Annotated in this window: 20 protein-coding genes, 1 pseudogene and 1 riboswitch; of the genes and pseudogenes, 14 read left to right on the top strand and 7 right to left on the bottom strand. The window is 63.1% G+C overall.

Annotated features, from left to right (window positions below; translation table 11 throughout):
• Positions 1–210: 210 nt before the first annotated feature.
• The 6 genes from EOA13_RS01465 to EOA13_RS01440 all read left to right on the top strand — a co-directional run bounded on the left by EOA13_RS01465 (position 211) and on the right by EOA13_RS01440 (position 2,656).
• On the top strand, positions 211–420 hold the full coding sequence (locus EOA13_RS01465; RefSeq protein ID WP_010915421.1) for a cold-shock protein: 210 nt from the start codon (positions 211–213) through the stop codon (positions 418–420).
• Between the two features lie 363 nt (positions 421–783).
• On the top strand, positions 784–1,011 hold the full coding sequence (locus EOA13_RS01460; protein WP_013532399.1) for a hypothetical protein: 228 nt from the start codon (positions 784–786) through the stop codon (positions 1,009–1,011).
• Entirely contained in the window at positions 1,011–1,418 is a 408-nt protein-coding gene (locus tag EOA13_RS01455; protein WP_127289079.1) for a hypothetical protein, read from the top strand. Before EOA13_RS01460 ends, EOA13_RS01455 begins: the two co-directional genes overlap by 1 nt.
• 1 nt (position 1,419) lies before the next feature.
• Positions 1,420–1,587: a hypothetical protein gene (locus EOA13_RS01450; RefSeq protein WP_013532397.1), complete on the top strand. Its 168-nt coding sequence runs from the start codon at positions 1,420–1,422 to the stop codon at positions 1,585–1,587.
• 55 nt (positions 1,588–1,642) lie between these two features.
• Entirely contained in the window at positions 1,643–1,963 is a 321-nt protein-coding gene (locus tag EOA13_RS01445) for a YkgJ family cysteine cluster protein (protein WP_206535258.1), read from the top strand.
• 81 nt (positions 1,964–2,044) lie between these two features.
• A complete protein-coding gene (locus tag EOA13_RS01440) occupies positions 2,045–2,656 on the top strand; it encodes a LysE family translocator (protein ID WP_013532395.1) in 612 nt (203 codons plus the stop codon).
• Positions 2,657–2,755: 99 nt separating this feature from the next.
• On the opposite strand, the gene EOA13_RS01435 is transcribed toward EOA13_RS01440, so the two are convergent.
• Together EOA13_RS01435 and EOA13_RS01430 are read right to left on the bottom strand one after the other, a co-directional pair.
• Complete coding sequence (locus EOA13_RS01435; protein ID WP_127289075.1) at positions 2,756–3,142, bottom strand: nuclear transport factor 2 family protein; 387 nt, start codon at positions 3,140–3,142, stop codon at positions 2,756–2,758.
• Between the two features lie 16 nt (positions 3,143–3,158).
• The gene (locus tag EOA13_RS01430) at positions 3,159–3,605 is read right to left on the bottom strand and encodes an OsmC family protein (protein ID WP_127289073.1); all 447 of its coding nucleotides are present in this window, start codon (positions 3,603–3,605) and stop codon (positions 3,159–3,161) included.
• Positions 3,606–3,726: 121 nt separating this feature from the next.
• Between EOA13_RS01430 and EOA13_RS01425 the strand changes: the two genes are divergently transcribed.
• On the top strand, positions 3,727–4,335 hold the full coding sequence (locus EOA13_RS01425) for a TetR/AcrR family transcriptional regulator (RefSeq protein ID WP_127289071.1): 609 nt from the start codon (positions 3,727–3,729) through the stop codon (positions 4,333–4,335).
• An 80-nt stretch (positions 4,336–4,415) separates the two neighbouring features.
• On the opposite strand, the gene groL is transcribed toward EOA13_RS01425, so the two are convergent.
• From groL to EOA13_RS01410, 3 genes are all read right to left on the bottom strand, one after another.
• On the bottom strand, positions 4,416–6,071 hold the full coding sequence (groL, locus tag EOA13_RS01420; protein WP_127289069.1) for a chaperonin GroEL: 1,656 nt from the start codon (positions 6,069–6,071) through the stop codon (positions 4,416–4,418).
• Between the two features lie 62 nt (positions 6,072–6,133).
• The gene (gene groES, locus EOA13_RS01415; RefSeq protein ID WP_006203049.1) at positions 6,134–6,430 is read right to left on the bottom strand and encodes a co-chaperone GroES; all 297 of its coding nucleotides are present in this window, start codon (positions 6,428–6,430) and stop codon (positions 6,134–6,136) included.
• A gap of 162 nt (positions 6,431–6,592) precedes the next feature.
• Entirely contained in the window at positions 6,593–7,390 is a 798-nt protein-coding gene (locus tag EOA13_RS01410; protein WP_127289067.1) for a class I SAM-dependent methyltransferase, read from the bottom strand.
• A 115-nt stretch (positions 7,391–7,505) separates the two neighbouring features.
• Between EOA13_RS01410 and EOA13_RS01405 the strand changes: the two genes are divergently transcribed.
• Entirely contained in the window at positions 7,506–8,357 is an 852-nt protein-coding gene (locus tag EOA13_RS01405) for a hypothetical protein (protein ID WP_127289065.1), read from the top strand.
• Between the two features lie 27 nt (positions 8,358–8,384).
• On the opposite strand, the gene EOA13_RS01400 is transcribed toward EOA13_RS01405, so the two are convergent.
• Positions 8,385–9,011: a TetR/AcrR family transcriptional regulator gene (locus tag EOA13_RS01400; RefSeq protein WP_164779937.1), complete on the bottom strand. Its 627-nt coding sequence runs from the start codon at positions 9,009–9,011 to the stop codon at positions 8,385–8,387.
• A 123-nt stretch (positions 9,012–9,134) separates the two neighbouring features.
• Between EOA13_RS01400 and EOA13_RS01395 the strand changes: the two genes are divergently transcribed.
• From EOA13_RS01395 to EOA13_RS01385, 3 genes are read left to right on the top strand one after another with little or no spacing between them, the layout of a single operon-like run.
• Positions 9,135–10,322, top strand: coding sequence for an MFS transporter (locus EOA13_RS01395; protein WP_127289063.1), 1,188 nt, complete (start codon positions 9,135–9,137; stop codon positions 10,320–10,322).
• A 10-nt stretch (positions 10,323–10,332) separates the two neighbouring features.
• Positions 10,333–11,610: a D-arabinono-1,4-lactone oxidase gene (locus EOA13_RS01390; RefSeq protein WP_127289061.1), complete on the top strand. Its 1,278-nt coding sequence runs from the start codon at positions 10,333–10,335 to the stop codon at positions 11,608–11,610.
• On the top strand, positions 11,610–12,755 hold the full coding sequence (locus EOA13_RS01385; protein WP_164779936.1) for an alanine racemase: 1,146 nt from the start codon (positions 11,610–11,612) through the stop codon (positions 12,753–12,755). The genes EOA13_RS01390 and EOA13_RS01385 overlap by 1 nt, the downstream gene beginning before the upstream one ends.
• 4 nt (positions 12,756–12,759) lie before the next feature.
• Here the strand turns inward: EOA13_RS01385 and EOA13_RS01380 are convergent.
• Positions 12,760–13,586: pseudogene (locus EOA13_RS01380) on the bottom strand (AraC family transcriptional regulator).
• 295 nt (positions 13,587–13,881) lie between these two features.
• A riboswitch (cobalamin riboswitch) is annotated at positions 13,882–14,089 on the top strand.
• 164 nt (positions 14,090–14,253) lie between these two features.
• Between EOA13_RS01380 and EOA13_RS01375 the strand changes: the two are divergent.
• The 3 genes from EOA13_RS01375 (at position 14,254) to EOA13_RS01365 (ending at position 17,161) form a co-directional block, all read left to right on the top strand.
• On the top strand, positions 14,254–15,042 hold the full coding sequence (locus EOA13_RS01375; RefSeq protein WP_127289057.1) for an ABC transporter ATP-binding protein: 789 nt from the start codon (positions 14,254–14,256) through the stop codon (positions 15,040–15,042).
• Positions 15,043–15,091: 49 nt separating this feature from the next.
• Entirely contained in the window at positions 15,092–16,039 is a 948-nt protein-coding gene (locus EOA13_RS01370; protein WP_127289055.1) for an ABC transporter substrate-binding protein, read from the top strand.
• 135 nt (positions 16,040–16,174) lie between these two features.
• Positions 16,175–17,161 (top strand): iron ABC transporter permease, encoded by a 987-nt coding sequence (locus EOA13_RS01365; RefSeq protein ID WP_127289411.1) that lies wholly within the window; start codon positions 16,175–16,177, stop codon positions 17,159–17,161.
• Positions 17,162–17,171 lie beyond the last annotated feature (10 nt).

The raw sequence follows: 17,171 nt of genomic DNA, 5'->3' as shown, positions 1-17,171 counted from the left end.
TTGGGAGAATTCCGCAGCTGTGGCTTTATGCAAATTTGACAGCGCCCCAAAAGAAGCCTATAAGCAAATCGTCGATATTTGTTTGACTGACTTTTGTTATCCGCGCTTTCGAGCGCGCCTTTGACGAACTTCCCACATCAAAAATCGGGACAAACGACGTTGTGCATCCGCATGGCGTCGAACGAATATTTGCCATGGAAAGGGTTCGTCATGAGCACCGGCACAGTTAAATGGTTCAACGCCACCAAAGGTTTTGGTTTTATTCAGCCTGACGATGGCTCGGCCGACGTTTTTGTCCACATCTCGGCCGTAGAGCGCGCCGGCATGCGCGACATCGTCGAGGGCCAGAAGCTCGGCTACGAGATGGTCCGCGACAACAAGTCGGGCAAGATGTCCGCCGACCAGTTGAAGGCGGCCTGAAAACGAATTCAGCTCTCCCGGTGACCACGGATGTACTGGCACCGGTGAGTGGCGAATTCGGGCGCATGGCCGCGGAGACCTGAGTTTCCACGGCATATCATGTGCATAAGCAGGGCGTTCCCGTGCACCCCGGTGCATCCTTTTGGATGTCATCTGGTTGCGCGACGCTCTCATGGAAGGTCAGGCGGTGCCTGGCCTTTTTCATTTTGCGCGTCTTACCGCCGAAAGTGCGCTGCGCGCCGGCCTGGACGTGCTAAGGGACGCTCCAGCAATTTGAATTCGCCGCGCGTATTGCTTTGTGCGTGATCCTGACCGAAGACCCGGTCTCGCTCCATCGGCACAGGCTCCTGACAGGAGAAAGATTTGACCACCAGTTCAAAGACAACCGTCGATCAGGCCGTGTCCCTGTTCAGCAAGACGCAAACCCAGTCGATGTCGCTCAACCGCATCAATTCGGAGCGCGACGCCGTCAGCGAGGCACGCGAAGCCAAGACCGCGCGTCTGCGCGAATTGCGCCTGGAGAAGGAGGCCGACGAGATGGCCGCCGCCGCCGCCCTAGCCGCTTTGCCGAAGCGGGCCGGAAGACGCTGATGGCCACCAAACGCGTACCGCCAACACCGATCGCCGCCGACGCAACCATTGCCGACATGGTCGAAGGCCTCGACAAGCCGGTCGAATTCGTCCGGCGTGTGCTGGAAAAGCTCGAACGCTGCAAGCGTGCCCACGGTGATGCCCAGGTGCGCGTCGGCGTGCGCGGCCGCGCCGAATGCCCGAATTACCTGATCGAATATGTCCGTGAAGACGCCACGACCCATGAGCGGGTGACTTACCAGGACGCCGCCTACAGCGGCAGCACGCATCGCGAGCTGGCGGCCCATCACATCGAGGCGGTGAAAAACTGGTCGCCCGAGGAAATGAACATCACGGCCGTTTCGGCGCTGATCGGCCGCCTGCGCAATCCGCGCGCCCCATCATCGCGCTTCGCCGACGAGGACTGACATGGCCATAAAATTCTCCTCCAAGGATCAGCCGGCAGCCTCGGGTGCCGCGGCAAAACCGGCCAAGCCGGTTGCCGCGCCGAAGGCCGGCGACGCCACCGAGGCCGCGACCGATCTGTTCAAGTCGCCGGCGGATTCGCCGAAGGGCAAGACGGCTAAGAAGAAATAGCGCCTTGCCGCAAGACGCCGATCGCAACCCCGCCGCGCCAGGGCTGTCCGCCCTGGTGGCCGCCGCAAGCGTTTTGTCGTCGCAACAGGGCACCTTCGATTGCCAAAGCTGCGGTGCCTGCTGCTCCTATTCGGCCGAGTGGCCGCGCTTTTCCACCGAGGATGACGCACAGCTCGACCGTATCCCGGAAAAATATGTCGCATCTGACCTGTCAGGCATGCGCTGCGAGGGCGTGCGCTGTTCGGCGCTGTCCGGCGAGATCGGCAAGTCGAGCGCTTGCGGCATCTACGACGTCCGGCCGGACGTCTGTCGCGCCTGCATGCCCGGCGACGAGGAGTGTCTGATGGCACGCCGAGCGCTCGGATTGCCGGTGTAGCCAATCTCCAATCGCCTCCGCTTGTGCGCCGACCCGCAGCCCGATACGTTCCTGGCCGGGTCGGGTGCCGGAGGAACCATCGTGAGCATCGAATTTCTGTTGACGTCCCTGATTGTCGTGGCTTCGCCCGGCACCGGCGTTCTCTACACGCTGAGCGCCGGCCTCTCGCGCGGTGCGCGGGCCAGCGTCATCGCCGCCTTCGGCTGCACGCTCGGCATCATCCCGCACATGGCCGCCGCCATCACTGGCCTGGCGGCGCTGCTGCACACCAGTGCGCTCGCCTTCGAGACGCTGAAATATCTCGGCGTCGCCTACCTGCTCTACATGGCCTGGAACACGCTGAAGGAGAAGGGTGGCCTCAGCGTCGAGCAGGATGTGACGCCGCGCTCGGCCGGCAAGGTGATTGCCACCGGTATCCTCGTCAACGTGCTCAATCCGAAACTGTCGATCTTCTTCTTCGCCTTCCTGCCGCAATTCGTCAGCACCACCGAGCCCAATGCGCTGTCGAAGATGCTGGAACTGAGTTCCGTCTTCATGCTTTTGACCTTCGTGGTTTTCGTCGGCTACGGCATCTTCGCCGCCTCGATCCGCAGCCACGTCGTCTCGCGGCCAATGGTGTTGACCTGGATGCGCCGGACCTTCGCCGGCGCCTTCGTCATGCTCGGCGCGAAGCTGGCGCTGGCCGATCGGTAGCGCCACGGGGAGCGGTTCAGTCTCGCTGATCCGCTCCTCTTTGTTGCGCTATTCCGGGCGAAAAGCCGTTATGCGCTTTCGGGGAATTGCTCGGGCACGCTATCCCTTCACATAGCCCATCGCTTCGACGATCCGCCCGCCGGCCACGCGCATGAGGTTGACGCCGCGCAGCGAATTGCCGTCGGTCATGAAATAGCGCCAGCGGATCGTTGCCCGGTCGCCGGCAACGAAGGTTTCCTCGATATCGAAGCGCGTGCCGGCCTGGGTTGCTATCGCCGTCCAAAGCCCGACGCACGCCGCTTGACCGGCATAACGGGCGCCGTCCGGCGCTGGCACGGTGTTCTCGATCACGCAATCCTCAGCCACCAGCTCGGCGAGTGCCGAAGGATCATGGCGTTGGAATACGTCGTTGTAGCGCCGCATGATCTCGGCCGTCTGCTGGGACAGATCATACGCGGTTGCGTCCATGACAAGCTCCTGTGTCATCTTCTTTCTCCTGGCTTCATTGGCCTTTGGTGGCTTCGACGAGCTTTGCCTTGAGGGTGATCTGAGACACGCCGGCAAGGGCCCGCGAGACGAGGCAGCCCGCCTTGGCGGATTGTGCAAGGCGCTCGAATTCATCTTCGGCAAGTCCCGCGACCTCTGCCTCGGTTTCGAGTTCGATGCGGGTGATCGTCGGACCGGCAGCGGTTGCGCCAAGATGCACCTTGGCGACGGTGCTGATGCTTGTCGGGACATGATTGGCGTTGCCCAGTACGGCGCTCATCGCCATCGAGAAGCAGCCTGCATGCGCTGCGGCGATCAGTTCCTCCGGATTGGTGCCCGGACCGTTCTCGAAACGCGACGGGAAGGAATAGGCGCCTTCGAAGACGCCGCTGCCGAGCCGCAACCGGCCCGAACCTTGCCTCAGCGTCCCCTGCCATTTGGCCGAGGCTTCACGAATTGTCATTGTCGTTCTCCCTTCGCATGTCGTTCCTCTCAAGAAATATATAGACTGATCTACATATTATGTAGACCGATTGTCATATTCTATGCAAGGCCTATAGTGATTCCTGCTGACAGAGGTTGACATGGCCAACGACACCCGCACCCGCATACTCGAGACGACTGGGCTGCTGCTCAGGCAGCGCGGCTATCACGGCACCTCGCTCAACGACATATTGAGCGCCAGCGGCGCACCGCGGGGTTCGCTCTATTTTCATTTTCCCGGCGGCAAGGACCAACTGGTCATCGAGGTGACGCGTGGCAGCGTTGCCGATGTGACGAAGAGGTTGGGCGAGGCGCTGGCCACCGAACGGGATCCGGCGGTGGCCGTCCATCATATCTACCAGTCGGTGGGGCGCATGCTGGAAGACAACCAGTTTTCGCTCGGCTGTCCGGTCGCGCCTGTCGTGCTGGACGCGCCCACCGACGTGCCGGAACTGACGGAATTGTGCCGCTCGGCCTTCGAACAGTGGATAAGCCTGCTGCGGGACGCCTTCGTCAGGGCAGGGGTGCCCGAGCGCCGCGCGCATGCATTGGCACTGCTGGTGGAATCGTCGCTGGAGGGGCTGATGGTGATCGCCCGCGCCACCCGCGACCGCGCTCCGGTACAGGCCGTGGCCGATGAGGTGGCGGCGCTGATCGAAGCCGCGGTGCTTGCCGGCGAGGTAAAGCAACGCGCGGATGCCGCCGTCTGAGAGGCCACAACGACCGCTGCGCAACAAAAAGGGCGGCATCTCTGCCGCCCTTTCCGTATCTGAAGGCTGATAGGGCTGGATTAGAAATCCATACCGCCCATACCGCCCATGCCGCCGCCCATGCCGCCAGGCATGCCGCCGCCGCCAGCCGACTCCTTCTTCGGAGCCTCCGCGATCATGGCTTCGGTGGTGACCAGCAGGCCGGCGACCGAGGCCGCGTCCTGGAGAGCCGTACGGACAACCTTGACCGGATCGACGATACCCATGGCGATCATGTCGCCATATTCGCCGGTCTGGGCGTTGTAGCCGAAGGTCAAGCCCTTGTTCTCAAGGATCTTGCCGGCAACGATCGATGCTTCCGCACCGGCGTTGGCCGCGATCTGGCGGGCCGGAGCCTGCAGCGCACGACGAACGATGTTGATGCCGGCGGCCTGGTCGGCGTTGACGCCGGTGGCCTTGATGTTGGCCGAAGCGCGCAGCAGGGCTACGCCACCACCAGCAACGATGCCTTCTTCGACGGCCGCGCGGGTCGCGTTGAGGGCGTCATCGACGCGGTCCTTCTTTTCCTTGACTTCGACTTCCGTCGCGCCGCCGACGCGGATCACCGCAACGCCGCCGGCGAGCTTCGCCAGACGTTCCTGCAGCTTCTCCTTGTCATAGTCCGAAGTGGTCTCTTCGATCTGCTGCTTGATCTGGGCGACGCGGCCCTGGATCTCGGCCTTCTTGCCGGCGCCGTCGACGATGGTGGTGTTCTCCTTGGAGATCGACACCTTCTTGGCGCGGCCGAGCATGTTGAGGCCGACGTTCTCGAGCTTGATCCCGAGGTCTTCCGAGATGACCTGGCCACCGGTGAGGATGGCGATGTCTTCCAGCATGGCCTTGCGGCGATCACCGAATCCCGGCGCCTTGACGGCGGCGATCTTCAGGCCGCCACGCAGCTTGTTGACGACCAGCGTGGCCAGAGCCTCGCCTTCGACGTCTTCCGAGATGATGAGCAGCGGCTTCGAGGTCTGCACGACGGCTTCGAGAACCGGCAGCATGGCCTGGAGGTTGGACAGCTTCTTCTCGTGCAGGAGGATGTAGACGTCCTCGAGCTCGGCAACCATCTTGTCGGCGTTGGTGACGAAGTAGGGCGAGAGATAGCCGCGGTCGAACTGCATGCCTTCGACGACTTCGAGTTCAGTCTCGGCGGTCTTGGCTTCTTCAACCGTGATGACGCCTTCGTTGCCGACCTTCTGCATCGCTTCCGCGATCATCTTGCCGACCGACTCGTCGCCATTGGCCGAGATCGTGCCGACCTGGGCGACTTCCTCGGAGGTCTTGATCTTCTTGGCAGCCTTGCCGAGCGCCGCGACGACTTCGGTCACGGCCAGATCGATGCCGCGCTTCAGGTCCATCGGGTTCATGCCGGCGGCAACGGCCTTGTGGCCTTCCTGGACGATCGACTGCGCCAGAACGGTCGCGGTCGTGGTGCCGTCGCCGGCGATGTCGTTGGTCTTCGAAGCAACTTCGCGGACCATCTGCGCGCCCATGTTCTCGAACTTGTCTTCAAGCTCGATTTCCTTGGCGACGGTGACGCCGTCCTTGGTGATGCGCGGGGCGCCGAACGACTTGTCGATGACGACGTTGCGGCCCTTGGGGCCGAGCGTGACCTTCACCGCGTCGGCGAGGATGTTGACGCCGCGCAGCATGCGCTCGCGGGCATCACGGGAGAATTTTACGTCTTTGGCAGCCATTTTTAGCTCCTGGCAGGGGCTTTGATCGAGCCCGGGAATTCAGTTGACGGAAAGGCCTGATATCAGCCGATGATGCCCATGATGTCGGATTCCTTCATGATCAGAAGGTCTTCGCCATTGAGCTTGACTTCGGTGCCCGACCACTTGCCGAACAGGATGCGGTCGCCGGCCTTGACGTCCAGCGGGACCAGCTTGCCAGCTTCGTCACGAGCGCCGGAGCCGACGGCGATGATCTCGCCTTCCTGCGGCTTTTCCTTTGCCGTGTCGGGGATGATGATCCCGCCAGCGGTCTTGGATTCGGATTCGACCCGGCGAACGACCACGCGGTCATGAAGCGGGCGGAACTTCGACTTTGCCATTTTTTCTTCCTCGATGAGAACGGTGAGAAACAGTTCCTCCATCCGGCGGCGCCGGACATGTGGTTAGCACTCACCAAAGGCGAGTGCTAACGTGGCGCTGAAATAGGCTGGCGGCGCGCCGGAGTCAAGGCACTCGGAGCGCCTCTTGGCATGATGATGAACTTACCCGCGTCTGGCCGAGCCGAGCACCAGGAGCGGGCACCGTTCCGCCAGGGGATAGCTGCCGCTCGGCACGACGCGCACCTCCCCGAACCAGTTGGCGGCCTCTTCGGTCAGCGCGGCCAGTGTCGCGAAGCTGTAGCTTATGTCCGAGCCTGCATAGACGTCGATCGTGTTGATCGAGGTGATGCTCCATCCTGTTCGCGCGGCAAGAGCTTCGCGGTCTGGGAACAGTCTGCCGAATGTATCGCGGATCGTTGCCACCTTGATGGTGAAATCGCGGTCGTCAGTCGTGGATGCCATCGCGATCCGCCATTTGAGCGCGTGGAAATTCTCGATCCCGCCGGCCACAACCAGAGCTTCGATGCCGCGCAGATCATCCGCCGTTTCCGGTCGTGCGAAGACGCGGATCGCTGCGCGCCTGCCAGGCTTCAGCACCCTGGCGATCTCGCCAAACAACGAACCGCGCGCGGCCTGGGAATCGACCGCCGACAGGCATCCGTCGCCGATGACGGCATCGATGCTTGCGTGATCCACGGGCAGGTTAAGCCAGTTGCCGGCGATTGCCCTTCGCGAGCCGTCGTCACCGGCCCATACGCCTGAAATCATGGCCGCCGACTGGTCGACCGCCAACATAGACCTGCCCAGAATTGCCAATTCCGGGGTAACCCCCAAGAGAAGGACATCGGCATTTCCGAGATCAAGTTCGCGATCGAATATAGCGACGGTTTCCGCTGTTGGCCGGAGTGGCGCTTCCAGAAGTTTCCAATGGCGGTGGTAATCGTCCCAATGATTTGTCATGCAATTCTATTGGTCCCTGGACGCCTGGATTTTGGATACCCACCGGGGCTTAATAGAGGTCGTTGGACAAGCCAAGACATTTCAAGGCATCTACAGACAGCCCAGGAGGCAGATAGTGGCGCGTATCGCTGTGATAACGCATGAGCATGACAGGTTCCTGGGCAGGCGCGACATTCTGCTGCGCAGGAGCAGCCCATACATGTTGTTCGACATTCTTGCGGAACTGAAAAGGCGCGGCCATTCGGTTCGGGTTCAGCAAGGCCTGTCGAAGCCGGTCAGCGCCGATATGGCGGTATTGCATGTCGATGCCACGGTGACGCCGGCGGACTATGTCGACTACGCCCGGGGTTTTGCATTCTGCCTCAACATCGGCGCCGCCGACATATCCAAGCGGCGGATCAGCGGTGCATTGATCGACAAAACCGACAGCTGGCAAGGTCAGGTGATCGTCAAAAGCAATCTCAACAATCGGGGTATTCCGGAGACACTCCTCAACCGGCGATCCGAGCGCGCGGGCAAACAGCCGCCGTTTCCGCATCTGCCAATCTTGCAGCCCTATGAGATCCATGGATCTCTCGGCGACGTTCCAGACGGCGTCTTTGATTGCGACGATCTCGTCGTGGAAAAGTTCATTCCGGAGAGAGAACCCGACGGTTTTGCTGTTCGTTTCTGGGTGTTTTGCGGAGAGCGCGAGCGCTGCACCCGCTACATCTCCCCGAATGGCCTGGTCAAGGCATCGGAGACGATCCGGCGCGAGCCCGTCCCGGTGCCCGACGAGTTGCGTGAGCGTCGGCGCGAACTCGGCTTTGACTATGGAAAATTCGATTTCGTCATGCATGAGGGCAGAGCCGTCCTCCTCGATGCAAACAAGACTCCCGGCCGTCCGCAAAATCTCGTCAAGATGTTCGCGGCCGGCGCTTCCGATCTGACACACGGCTTCGAAGGCCTCATCCATCGGGCGAAATAGGCGCGGCTGAGATCGTCATCGGACGTTCTAGAGAAACAGCCGCAGCTGGGTGTGGATGATCGACCGGTAATCCTCGATGGTCTGGCGGCTTTCCGCTTCGCCCTCGGCGAGCGCCAGGCGCACCACGCCGCCGGCGAGCTGGAAGATCAGCAGGACCATGCGTTCGAACTGCTCGCGCCTCTTGGGCTCGAGCAAGGCGATGACGTGGTCGCAGAACATCTTGGCTTGATGCCGGGTTTCGGCGATATCGAGGTTTTTGAGCGCCTTGTCGGCCTGGATGGCGTTCTGCAGATCCTGGATGGCCGGATCGCCGGCGACACGGCTGAGATAATCATCGAGCAGCCGGTCAGCGGCCACGATCACGTCTTTCGCCTCACGGATTTCGGCGATGATCGTCGTCAGCCGTGCCCGGCTGATCTCTGAAAACCGCTCATAGAGCATCGCCAGGATCGCCGATTTGTTGGGAAAATAGTGGTAGACGGTGGCGATCGGCCCGCCGGCCAGCATGCCGACCTCCTTCATGGTGACGGCGTCGATACCCTTTTCGCCGATCAGCCGCATGGTCGTCGACAGGATCGCGTCGATGCGCTCGCGGCTACGTTCCTGCTTGGGCCTGCGCCTCGGCTCGGTCGCCATTCTCTTCAATTCCGTCATGCACCGATCTTTCGCACGGTTTTCAAATTCCGGTTGACAAGAAATATGATCAAGTATCAGTTTCTGAAATACTGACAGGTTGTCAGCTTTTTTGCCGCACGGCAAGGACGTTGGGAGGCGCCTTTGGCTTCGACAGATACCGGCCATGCAGGCAGTGGCGACTGGCTGGTCGGCAATCCGACCGGCTGGCAGCTCGCCTCGGCCCTGTGGATCGGTTCGGTCGGCCTGCTCATCCTCGGCCTGCAGCCGGTGCTGCTTGGCGCCCTTTACACTGAGGGCCATGTCAGCGGCGACGAACTGGCGCTGGTCGCCACCGCCGAGATGATCGCCATTGCCATCGGCTCGGCTGTCGTGGCGATGCTGCTCTCGGCACACAATATGCGCTGGAAAAGTGCCGTCCTTCTGCTGCTGCTGGCGCTGGCCAATGTGTGGACGGCCTATGCCGCGAGCGCCAACATGCTGATCGCGGCCCGCGCCCTTGCCGGGCTCGCCGAGGGCGGTCTGGTCGCCATCGCCACCGAACTGATCGCCCGCTCGCGGCGCGCCGAACGCATCGGCGGCTTTTTCGTCACCATGCAGACGCTGGCGCAATGCGCACTCGCCCTGTTGCTGGCGCTTTACGTCATTCCGGCCGCCGGGTCGGCGGGGGGCTTCATCGTTCTTGCCGTCGTCTGCGTCGCGTCGCTGGCGGTCGCCTTCACCGTACCCGGTGACTATGCCGACCTGCCCAAGGACGAGAATTTGGCCAATGTGCTGACTGTTCCCTCGATGACCGCGCTGTTGTCGGTCTTCTGCTACTTCATGTTCTTCGGCGCGGTCTGGGCTTTTCTGGAGCCGCTTGGCGCGCAATACGGCATCGATGGCCGCACCGTTGGCCTGATCGTCTCGGCCAGCCTCGCGGTGCAGGTCCTGGGGGCGATGACGGCGACCACGTTCGAGGCGCGCATCGATTATCGCCTTGCCATCGCGGCGATCGGCGTCGTCGCGCTTGTCAGTTCCCTGGTTCTTGCCAGTAGCCCCGGCCTGAGGACGTTCTGGGTCGCTGCCCTGGCCATGGGCTTTATCCTGCTGTTCATCGTGCCCTACCAGATCCGTCTGGCGATCCCCGCCGACGAGACGCGCACCGCCGTGCTCTTGGTGCCGGCAGCCCAACTTTTCGGCCTGGCGATCGGGCCCATCGCGGCGTCGCTGCTCATCGATGGCAAGGATTTCCGGCCGGTGCCGGAATTCGCCGCCGCCAGCGCGGTGGCCAGCGTGGTGCTGCTCGGTCTCTTCGTCCTTGTGTCGCGGCGTCGCCGCGCCGTTGCCTGAGCGGGAGCCCATGTCGAACACTTGGAGTAACTGGTCGGGCTTGGTCACTGCTGAACCGCAGCTGATCGCCAGCCCTGCCGATGCCGGTGAACTCGGTGATCTCGTCCGGACCGCGCCTGGCCCGGTGCGCGTCGCCGGCGCCGGTCATTCCTTCACGCCGCTGGTGAAATCGCAGGGCACGATCCTGTCCCTGGAGAGACTGGAAGGGCTGGTCTCGCACGATGCGCAAAAACATCAGGCGCGGGTGCGGGCAGGAACCCGGCTCGGCGCACTGATGGGCATCCTGCAAGGTATTGGCCAGGGCCTGCCCAACATGGGCGATATCGACCGCCAGGCGATCGGCGGCGCGCTGGGCACAGCCACGCACGGCTCGGGACCGACGCTCGGCGCCTATCACACGCAACTGGAGACGGTGCAGATCGTCGACGGGCTTGGCAAGCTCCGCGACTTCAAACGGGCAGGGGATCAGGACATGATCCATGCCATCGGTGTCGCGCTCGGCGCTTTCGGCGTGCTCACCGAAGTGACGCTCAACAACATCGCGACCTACCGGTTGCGCCGCCGCAAATGGGTGCTGCCGATCACCGAAATGCTGCGCGATTTCGAGGCAATGATGGCCGCGCATCGCTCGGCCGAATTCTACTACATTCCGTTTTCCGGCTATGCGCAGTTCATCGCCAGCGATTTCAGCCACGCCGCACCCACCACACGGCCGCCGGAAGAGGACGAGGCGGGGTTGAGGACACTGCGCAGGCTGCGCACCTCACTTGCCTGGCTGCCATCGCTGCGTGGCCGTCTGATCCTGGGCGCCATCGCCAAATTGCCGGCCGAGGACTACGTGCAGGACTGGCTCAACGTCTATGCCAGCGACCGGCAGACCAGGTTCAACGAGATGGAATATCATTTGCCGTTCGAGGAGGGGCCGAAGGCGCTGGCCGAGATCATCGAGCTGACCGAGAAGCGTTTTCCCGAGGTCTATTTCCCGATGGAGGTGCGCTCGGTCGCGCCGGACCAGTTCTGGCTTTCGCCATTCTACAACAGGCTGACCTGCTCCATCGCCATCCACCATGATGCCGCGAACGATCCGTTGCCGTTCATGCGGGCGGCAGAGCCGATCTTCCGCAGATATGGCGGCCGGCCGCATTGGGGCAAGATGCACAGCCTGAAGGCGGCGGAGCTGAAAAAGCTCTACCCGCGCTGGGACGATGCCATGGCGGTGCGCCGCGACATCGATCCGCAAAACCGCTTCGTCTCGCCATACATGGCCGGCCTGTTCGGCATCGAATGATGAGCACCTATTTTTCCACCCTCTCGGATGCGCTGAAGGAAGCCGGCATCTTCCAACCCTGCCTGCTGCTCGATCGCGACCGGCTGGACGGCAACATTGCCCTGGTGAAAGACAGGCTCGATCCCGGCCTGGCCGTGCGGCTGGTCGACAAATCGCTCGCCTGCCTGCCGCTGCTTGCGTATATCGGCAAGGCGCTTGGCAGTGAGCGCTTCATGACCTTCCCCCCGCCGATCAGCGAGGCGGTGCTGAAGGCGTTTCCGGATGCCGATCTGCTCTACGGCAAGCCGATGCCGATCGGTGCGGCGAGGGCTGCGCTGGTGAAGGGTAATGTTGACTGGTCACGTGTCTGCTGGCTGATCGACAGCGTGGAGAGACTGGCGGAATATGGCGCGCTCGCTGACGAGCTCGACATCGAACTGCGTATTGCTTTCGAGATCGATGTCGGGCTGCATCGCGGTGGCTTTGCTGATCCCGAAGCCTTGTCGAAGGCCTTGAGCGCGTTGCCACCCCACAAACGGCTGCATTGCGAAGGCGTCATGGCCTACGAGGCGCATGCGCCGCTCATTCCCGGCCTTTTCGGCGGACCGGCAAAGGCATTGGCCAAGGCGTCGGCGCAGGCCGCGGCGTTCGTCGCCTGTCTCGGCGCCGACCAGCGCCGTATCCTGAACATCGGCGGCAGCAAGACCGCGCTGCTTCATCATGGCGGCATGGCCAACGAGGTTTCGATGGGCTCGGCCTTTGTGCTGCCCAGTGATTTCGATACGCCAGGCCTCGACGGCTTCCAGCCGGCGGCCTTCATCGCCACGCCGATGCTGAAAATGGTCGAGCCGATGCTGCCCGGTCCACCGGCGGTCACCCGACTGCTGCAGGCGCTCGGCCGGTTTCCGCGCAAGGGCTGCTATCTCTATGGCGGCAAGTGGATGGCCAAGCCGGTCTTTCCCGAAGGCATGAAGGCGAACGGGCTGCTCGGCCTGTCCTCCAATCAGCAGTTCATGGGCTTGCCCGCCGACGCGACCGCAAGGCCCGGCGACTACGCCTTCCTGCGCCCGACGCAGAGCGAAGCCGTGCTGCAGCAGTTCGGGTCGATCGCGGTGTTTTCCGGCGGCGGGATAGTCGATCGCTGGCCGGCGCTGCCGATGGCCTGACCGACTACGCCTTCACCGGTATCCAGATCTCCAGCCCGCCATTGCCGCTGCGTGGGTCGAACTCAGGGCCGTAGCGTTCGAATTCCGGCGCATCCGATATCTCGTGGCCGGAAGCCGGCAGCCATTTGTTCCAGATCGTGTTGACCGTCCGGCGAATGGTCGAGATGTGTTCGCGGTGGGCAAAGATCGCATATTTCTGCGCCGGCACCCGCACCCGGCTGAATTCCTTGGGCAGGTCGGAAAAATCAGACACTTCGACGCCGGCGATGTAGTCGAAATTGCCGCCATCGTCGCCGTTGACGCAGACGCCATAGGCGACGTCGCCGGCCGGAATGTTGCCGATATAGGGGCCGAAGCGCTGCCACTGCATCGGGATGGCGGCGCTGGTTTCGCAGCTGTAGCGCTCGCCGAGGCCGGCGATCAGGAACGGCCGGCTGGTCTCGAACGCGGCGGTTCGAGATTGGTGAGGAAGGACTGGTCCATCAGGATCGGCTCCACGAGGTCGAGCTTGTCGAGTGTGCCTTGCGCGCGCACCAGTTCCGGCGTGGTGCCGAACTGATCGCGGAAGGCCCGGGTGAACGCCTCATGCGAGTTGTAGCCGGCGTCGAGCGCGACGCTGAGGATGTCGGGCGCCCCGCTGGCCAGCTTGCGCGCCGCCTCGGTCAGCCGGCGTGAGCGCATGTAGCCCATCACCGAGCGGCCTGTGGCAGCGCCGAAAGCCCGCGTCACATGAAAACGCGACACGCCGCTGCTTTGCGCGACATCGTCGAGTGCAACAGCCTCCGGCAGATGACTTTCGACGAACCACAGCGCTTTCTCGGTCGGGTTCATTTTGCTCCTCGCATCGGCCAGATCATCCTGCCGTTCCTGGCGCGGCCAGTTTGATCGAAATTGCGCATCCCGCGCAATCGAACCGATCCCGTCACAGTCGCACACCGATATGGCACAGCGGTCGAGCGCCCCCTTGCCGCCGACGAGCCAAATTCGGCGGGCTTCGCTTGACAGCGCCAGGCGGCATCCTCTAAATGCGTAATGTTATTACATATCGAGAGCGTGAAATGCATGTTTCCCCTAGCCGGCCCACCACTCCGTCCGAGAAATCCATTGCGAAGCGATTGGGGGAAATCTACGCTGAAGCGGTGATGGTCCCCGAGTCGAAAGGCGAGGGGTGAAAAGGGAACACGGTGAGATCCCCAGGGGTCGAGGCCGTGGCTGCCCCCGCAACTGTAAGCGGCGAGCAAAATCCGTGAATGCCACTGGCCGGCAAGGCTGGGAAGGCAGGATGGCGCAACGACCCGCGAGCCAGGAGACCTGCCATCACTGAGTTGACCGGACGGGGTGTGCCGGGAGGAAACGCGAATCCCGGTCTTGTCGGCCGCTTCGCCAGCTTCCTTCCGTCGCCAGTTTTGGAAAGTGACGGAAAGTTGGACGGCTCTATCGATCATCGCATCATCGTGTGCACGCTTTGCCATCCCGGCAAGCCGGCGGACAGCAGCCGATGCCCGTAGCGCTTCTCGAAGCCCGTGACCTCAGCGCCATGGCGAATGGGCGGGATCTGGTCCAGGCGGTCAGCCTGTCGGTGGCCGCTGGCGATCGCCTCGCCATCATTGGTCCCAACGGCGCCGGCAAGACGACGCTGTTGCGCATGCTGTCGGGCATGCTGCGACCGAGCTCAGGCGAGGTGAAGCTTGGCGGGCGCCGGCTGGACAGGATCTCGGCCGCCGAGCGGGCACTGCATATCGCCGTGGTCGGCCAGACCGACCAGCCCGATCCGCGGCTGGCAGTGATCGACTATGTCGAGCTGGGCCGGGTCCCGCACGCTCGGCTACGGCGCAGGAGCGAGGAGCGTGACATTGTCGTCGATGCGCTGCGCCGGACCGGCCTGCTGCCGCTGCTTGGCCGCACCATCGGCTCGCTGTCGGGCGGCGAGCGCCAGCGCGCCCAACTGGCCCGCGCCATCGCCCAGCAGCCAAAGATCCTGTTCCTCGACGAGCCGACCAACCATCTCGACCCGCGCGCCCGCGGCGAACTGCTCGACCTCGTGGCAGGCTTCGAGATGACGGTGATCGCGGTGCTGCACGATCTGGCGCTGGTGGCACCGTTCGCCACCAGGGTGGCGGTGATGAACCATGCCCGTCTGCAAGCGCTCGCCGCACCGCGCGAAGCGCTGACCCAAAAGCTGATCCGCGAGATTTTCGGCATCGATGTGCTGCGTCTGCGCCATCCGACCGAAGACCGCGAACTGACGGTGTTCGATGTGCCGAACCGTGCCGCGCCGCCGTCGTGATTGAAGCCATTTCGTAGTCGACCCAATCCCATCCACAAGGAGCAAACCCGTGAAACGCCTAGCCTTTTCGCTTGTCTTCTCGCTGCTGGCTTCGACAGCCCTGGCCTTCCCGGTCACGGTCGACAGCTGCGGCAAGCCGCTGACCTTCGATGCGCCGCCGAAGCGCGCCGTCATCCAGGATCTCAACATGGCCGAGATGGCTTTCGCGCTGAAACTGCAGCCGTCGATCGTCGGCCTGACCGGCATCACCGGATGGTACAAGGTCGGTCCTGAGTTCAAGGCCGAGCAGGGCTCGATCCCGGAACTGGCGCCGAAATATCCGACGCTCGAAAACCTCGTCGCGGTCGAGCCCGATTTTTTCTTCGCCGGCTGGTATTATGGCATGAAGCCGGGTGGTGAAGTGACGCCCGACACGCTTGCTCCGCACGGCATCAAGACGCTGGTGCTGACGGAAAGCTGCGTCCATCTCGACAAGAGCCGCCCCGCCGCCTCGATGGACCTGCTCTATGGCGACGTCGAGAACCTGGGCAAGATCTTCGGCAAGGAGACAGAGGCTGAAAAGCTTGTCTCCGGCTGGAAGACGCGGCTCGCCGACATCACCGCCAAGGTCGGCAGCGCCAAGGGAACGCGGGTGTTCCTCTATGATTCCGGCGAGGACAAGCCGTTCACCGCAGGCAAGTTCGCCATCCCCAGCGCCATGATATCAGCCGCCGGCGGCGACAACATCATGGCCGACATGGACACCAGCTGGGGCAACACGGACTGGGAAACGGTGGCGTCGCGCAATCCGCAATTTCTCATCCTGCTCGATTACCAGGACGGCGGCGGCTACAGGAAACTGCTCGATTTCCTGAAGGCGCATCCAGCCATGAAGGAGACGGACGCGGTCAAGAACGAGCGCTTCGTCGCCCTGCGCTATGCCGAACTGACGCCGGGACCGGCCAACATCGAAGCCATCGACAAGCTCGCCAAGGCCATGCATCCGGAAGCGTTTTGATGCCTGTCGCCCAAAAGTGCGCAGCGGTTTTGGGGCAACGACATGCATGAACAAAAGATCCTGGAAGTGCGTCGCACGCGTCCTGACAGACACGACGCATTTCCAGGTTTGCGTCATCCGGCATTTGCACTGGCCATGATGGTGGGAGCGGCGGCGATCGCCGCTCTCGCTTTGCTGTCGATCGCCTACGGCTCGACGCTGATCCCGCTGACCGACGTTGTTGCAGCACTTGGCCGTGCAGTCGGCTTCAGCGGGCACGACGTGGCCGGGCCGGTCGGCAAGATCGTCGTCGACCTGCGGCTGCCGCGAACGATCCTGGCCATCTGCGTCGGCGCCGGTCTCGGCGTCGTCGGTGCGCTGCTGCAGACGGTGACCCGCAACGACCTTGCCGACCCGTTCCTGTTCGGCCTGTCGTCGGGCGCCGCCGCGGGTGCGGTTTCCGTTATCACCGTCTTCGGCGACAGTTTCGGCATCTGGACATTGCCGGTCGCGGCCTTCACCGGCGGCATATTGGCTGCCGGCGTCGTGCTGCTGCTGGTGGCGCGGGTGAGGGGGCAAGGCCCGGAGCGGCTGATCCTTGCCGGCCTTGCCGTCTCCTTCATGTTCACCGCCTTGACCAACTATCTTGTCTTTGCCGGCGATCAGCGCGCCGCCCACTCTGTGCTGTTCTGGACCATGGGCGGCCTTGGCCTGGCGCGCTGGGATAATATCTGGCTGGGCGCGCTGGGAGCAGGCACCATTCTGGCTTACGCGCTGTGGAACCACCGCCGGCTCGATGCCTTCCTGGCCGGCGAAAACGCCGCCGAAAGCCTGGGCGTGCCGGTGGCGCGGATGCGAAGGATGACCTTTCTCGTCGCCGCCTTCTCGACGGCGATCCTGGTCTCGGTCGCCGGCGTCATCGGCTTCGTCGGGCTGATGATCCCGCATCTGTCGCGGCCGCTGGCGGGCCCCTTGCACCTGCGCCTGGTTGCCAGCTGCGCCGTCTTCGGCGCCGTGCTGTTGCTGGCCAGCGATCTTCTGGCCCGAACGCTGCTGCCGCCGCAGGAACTGCCGATCGGCATCATCACCAGCTCCGTCGGCGCGTTCTTCGTCGTCACCATGCTGATCCGCAACCGGCTTTGAGTGCGGTCGG

This window comes from Mesorhizobium sp. M7A.F.Ca.US.011.01.1.1 (assembly GCF_003998295.1).
In the GTDB taxonomy this organism is placed as follows: Bacteria; Pseudomonadota; Alphaproteobacteria; order Rhizobiales; family Rhizobiaceae; genus Mesorhizobium.
The sequence above is the reverse complement of the archived record's forward strand: the minus strand, read 5'-3'. Positions and strand labels throughout refer to the sequence as shown.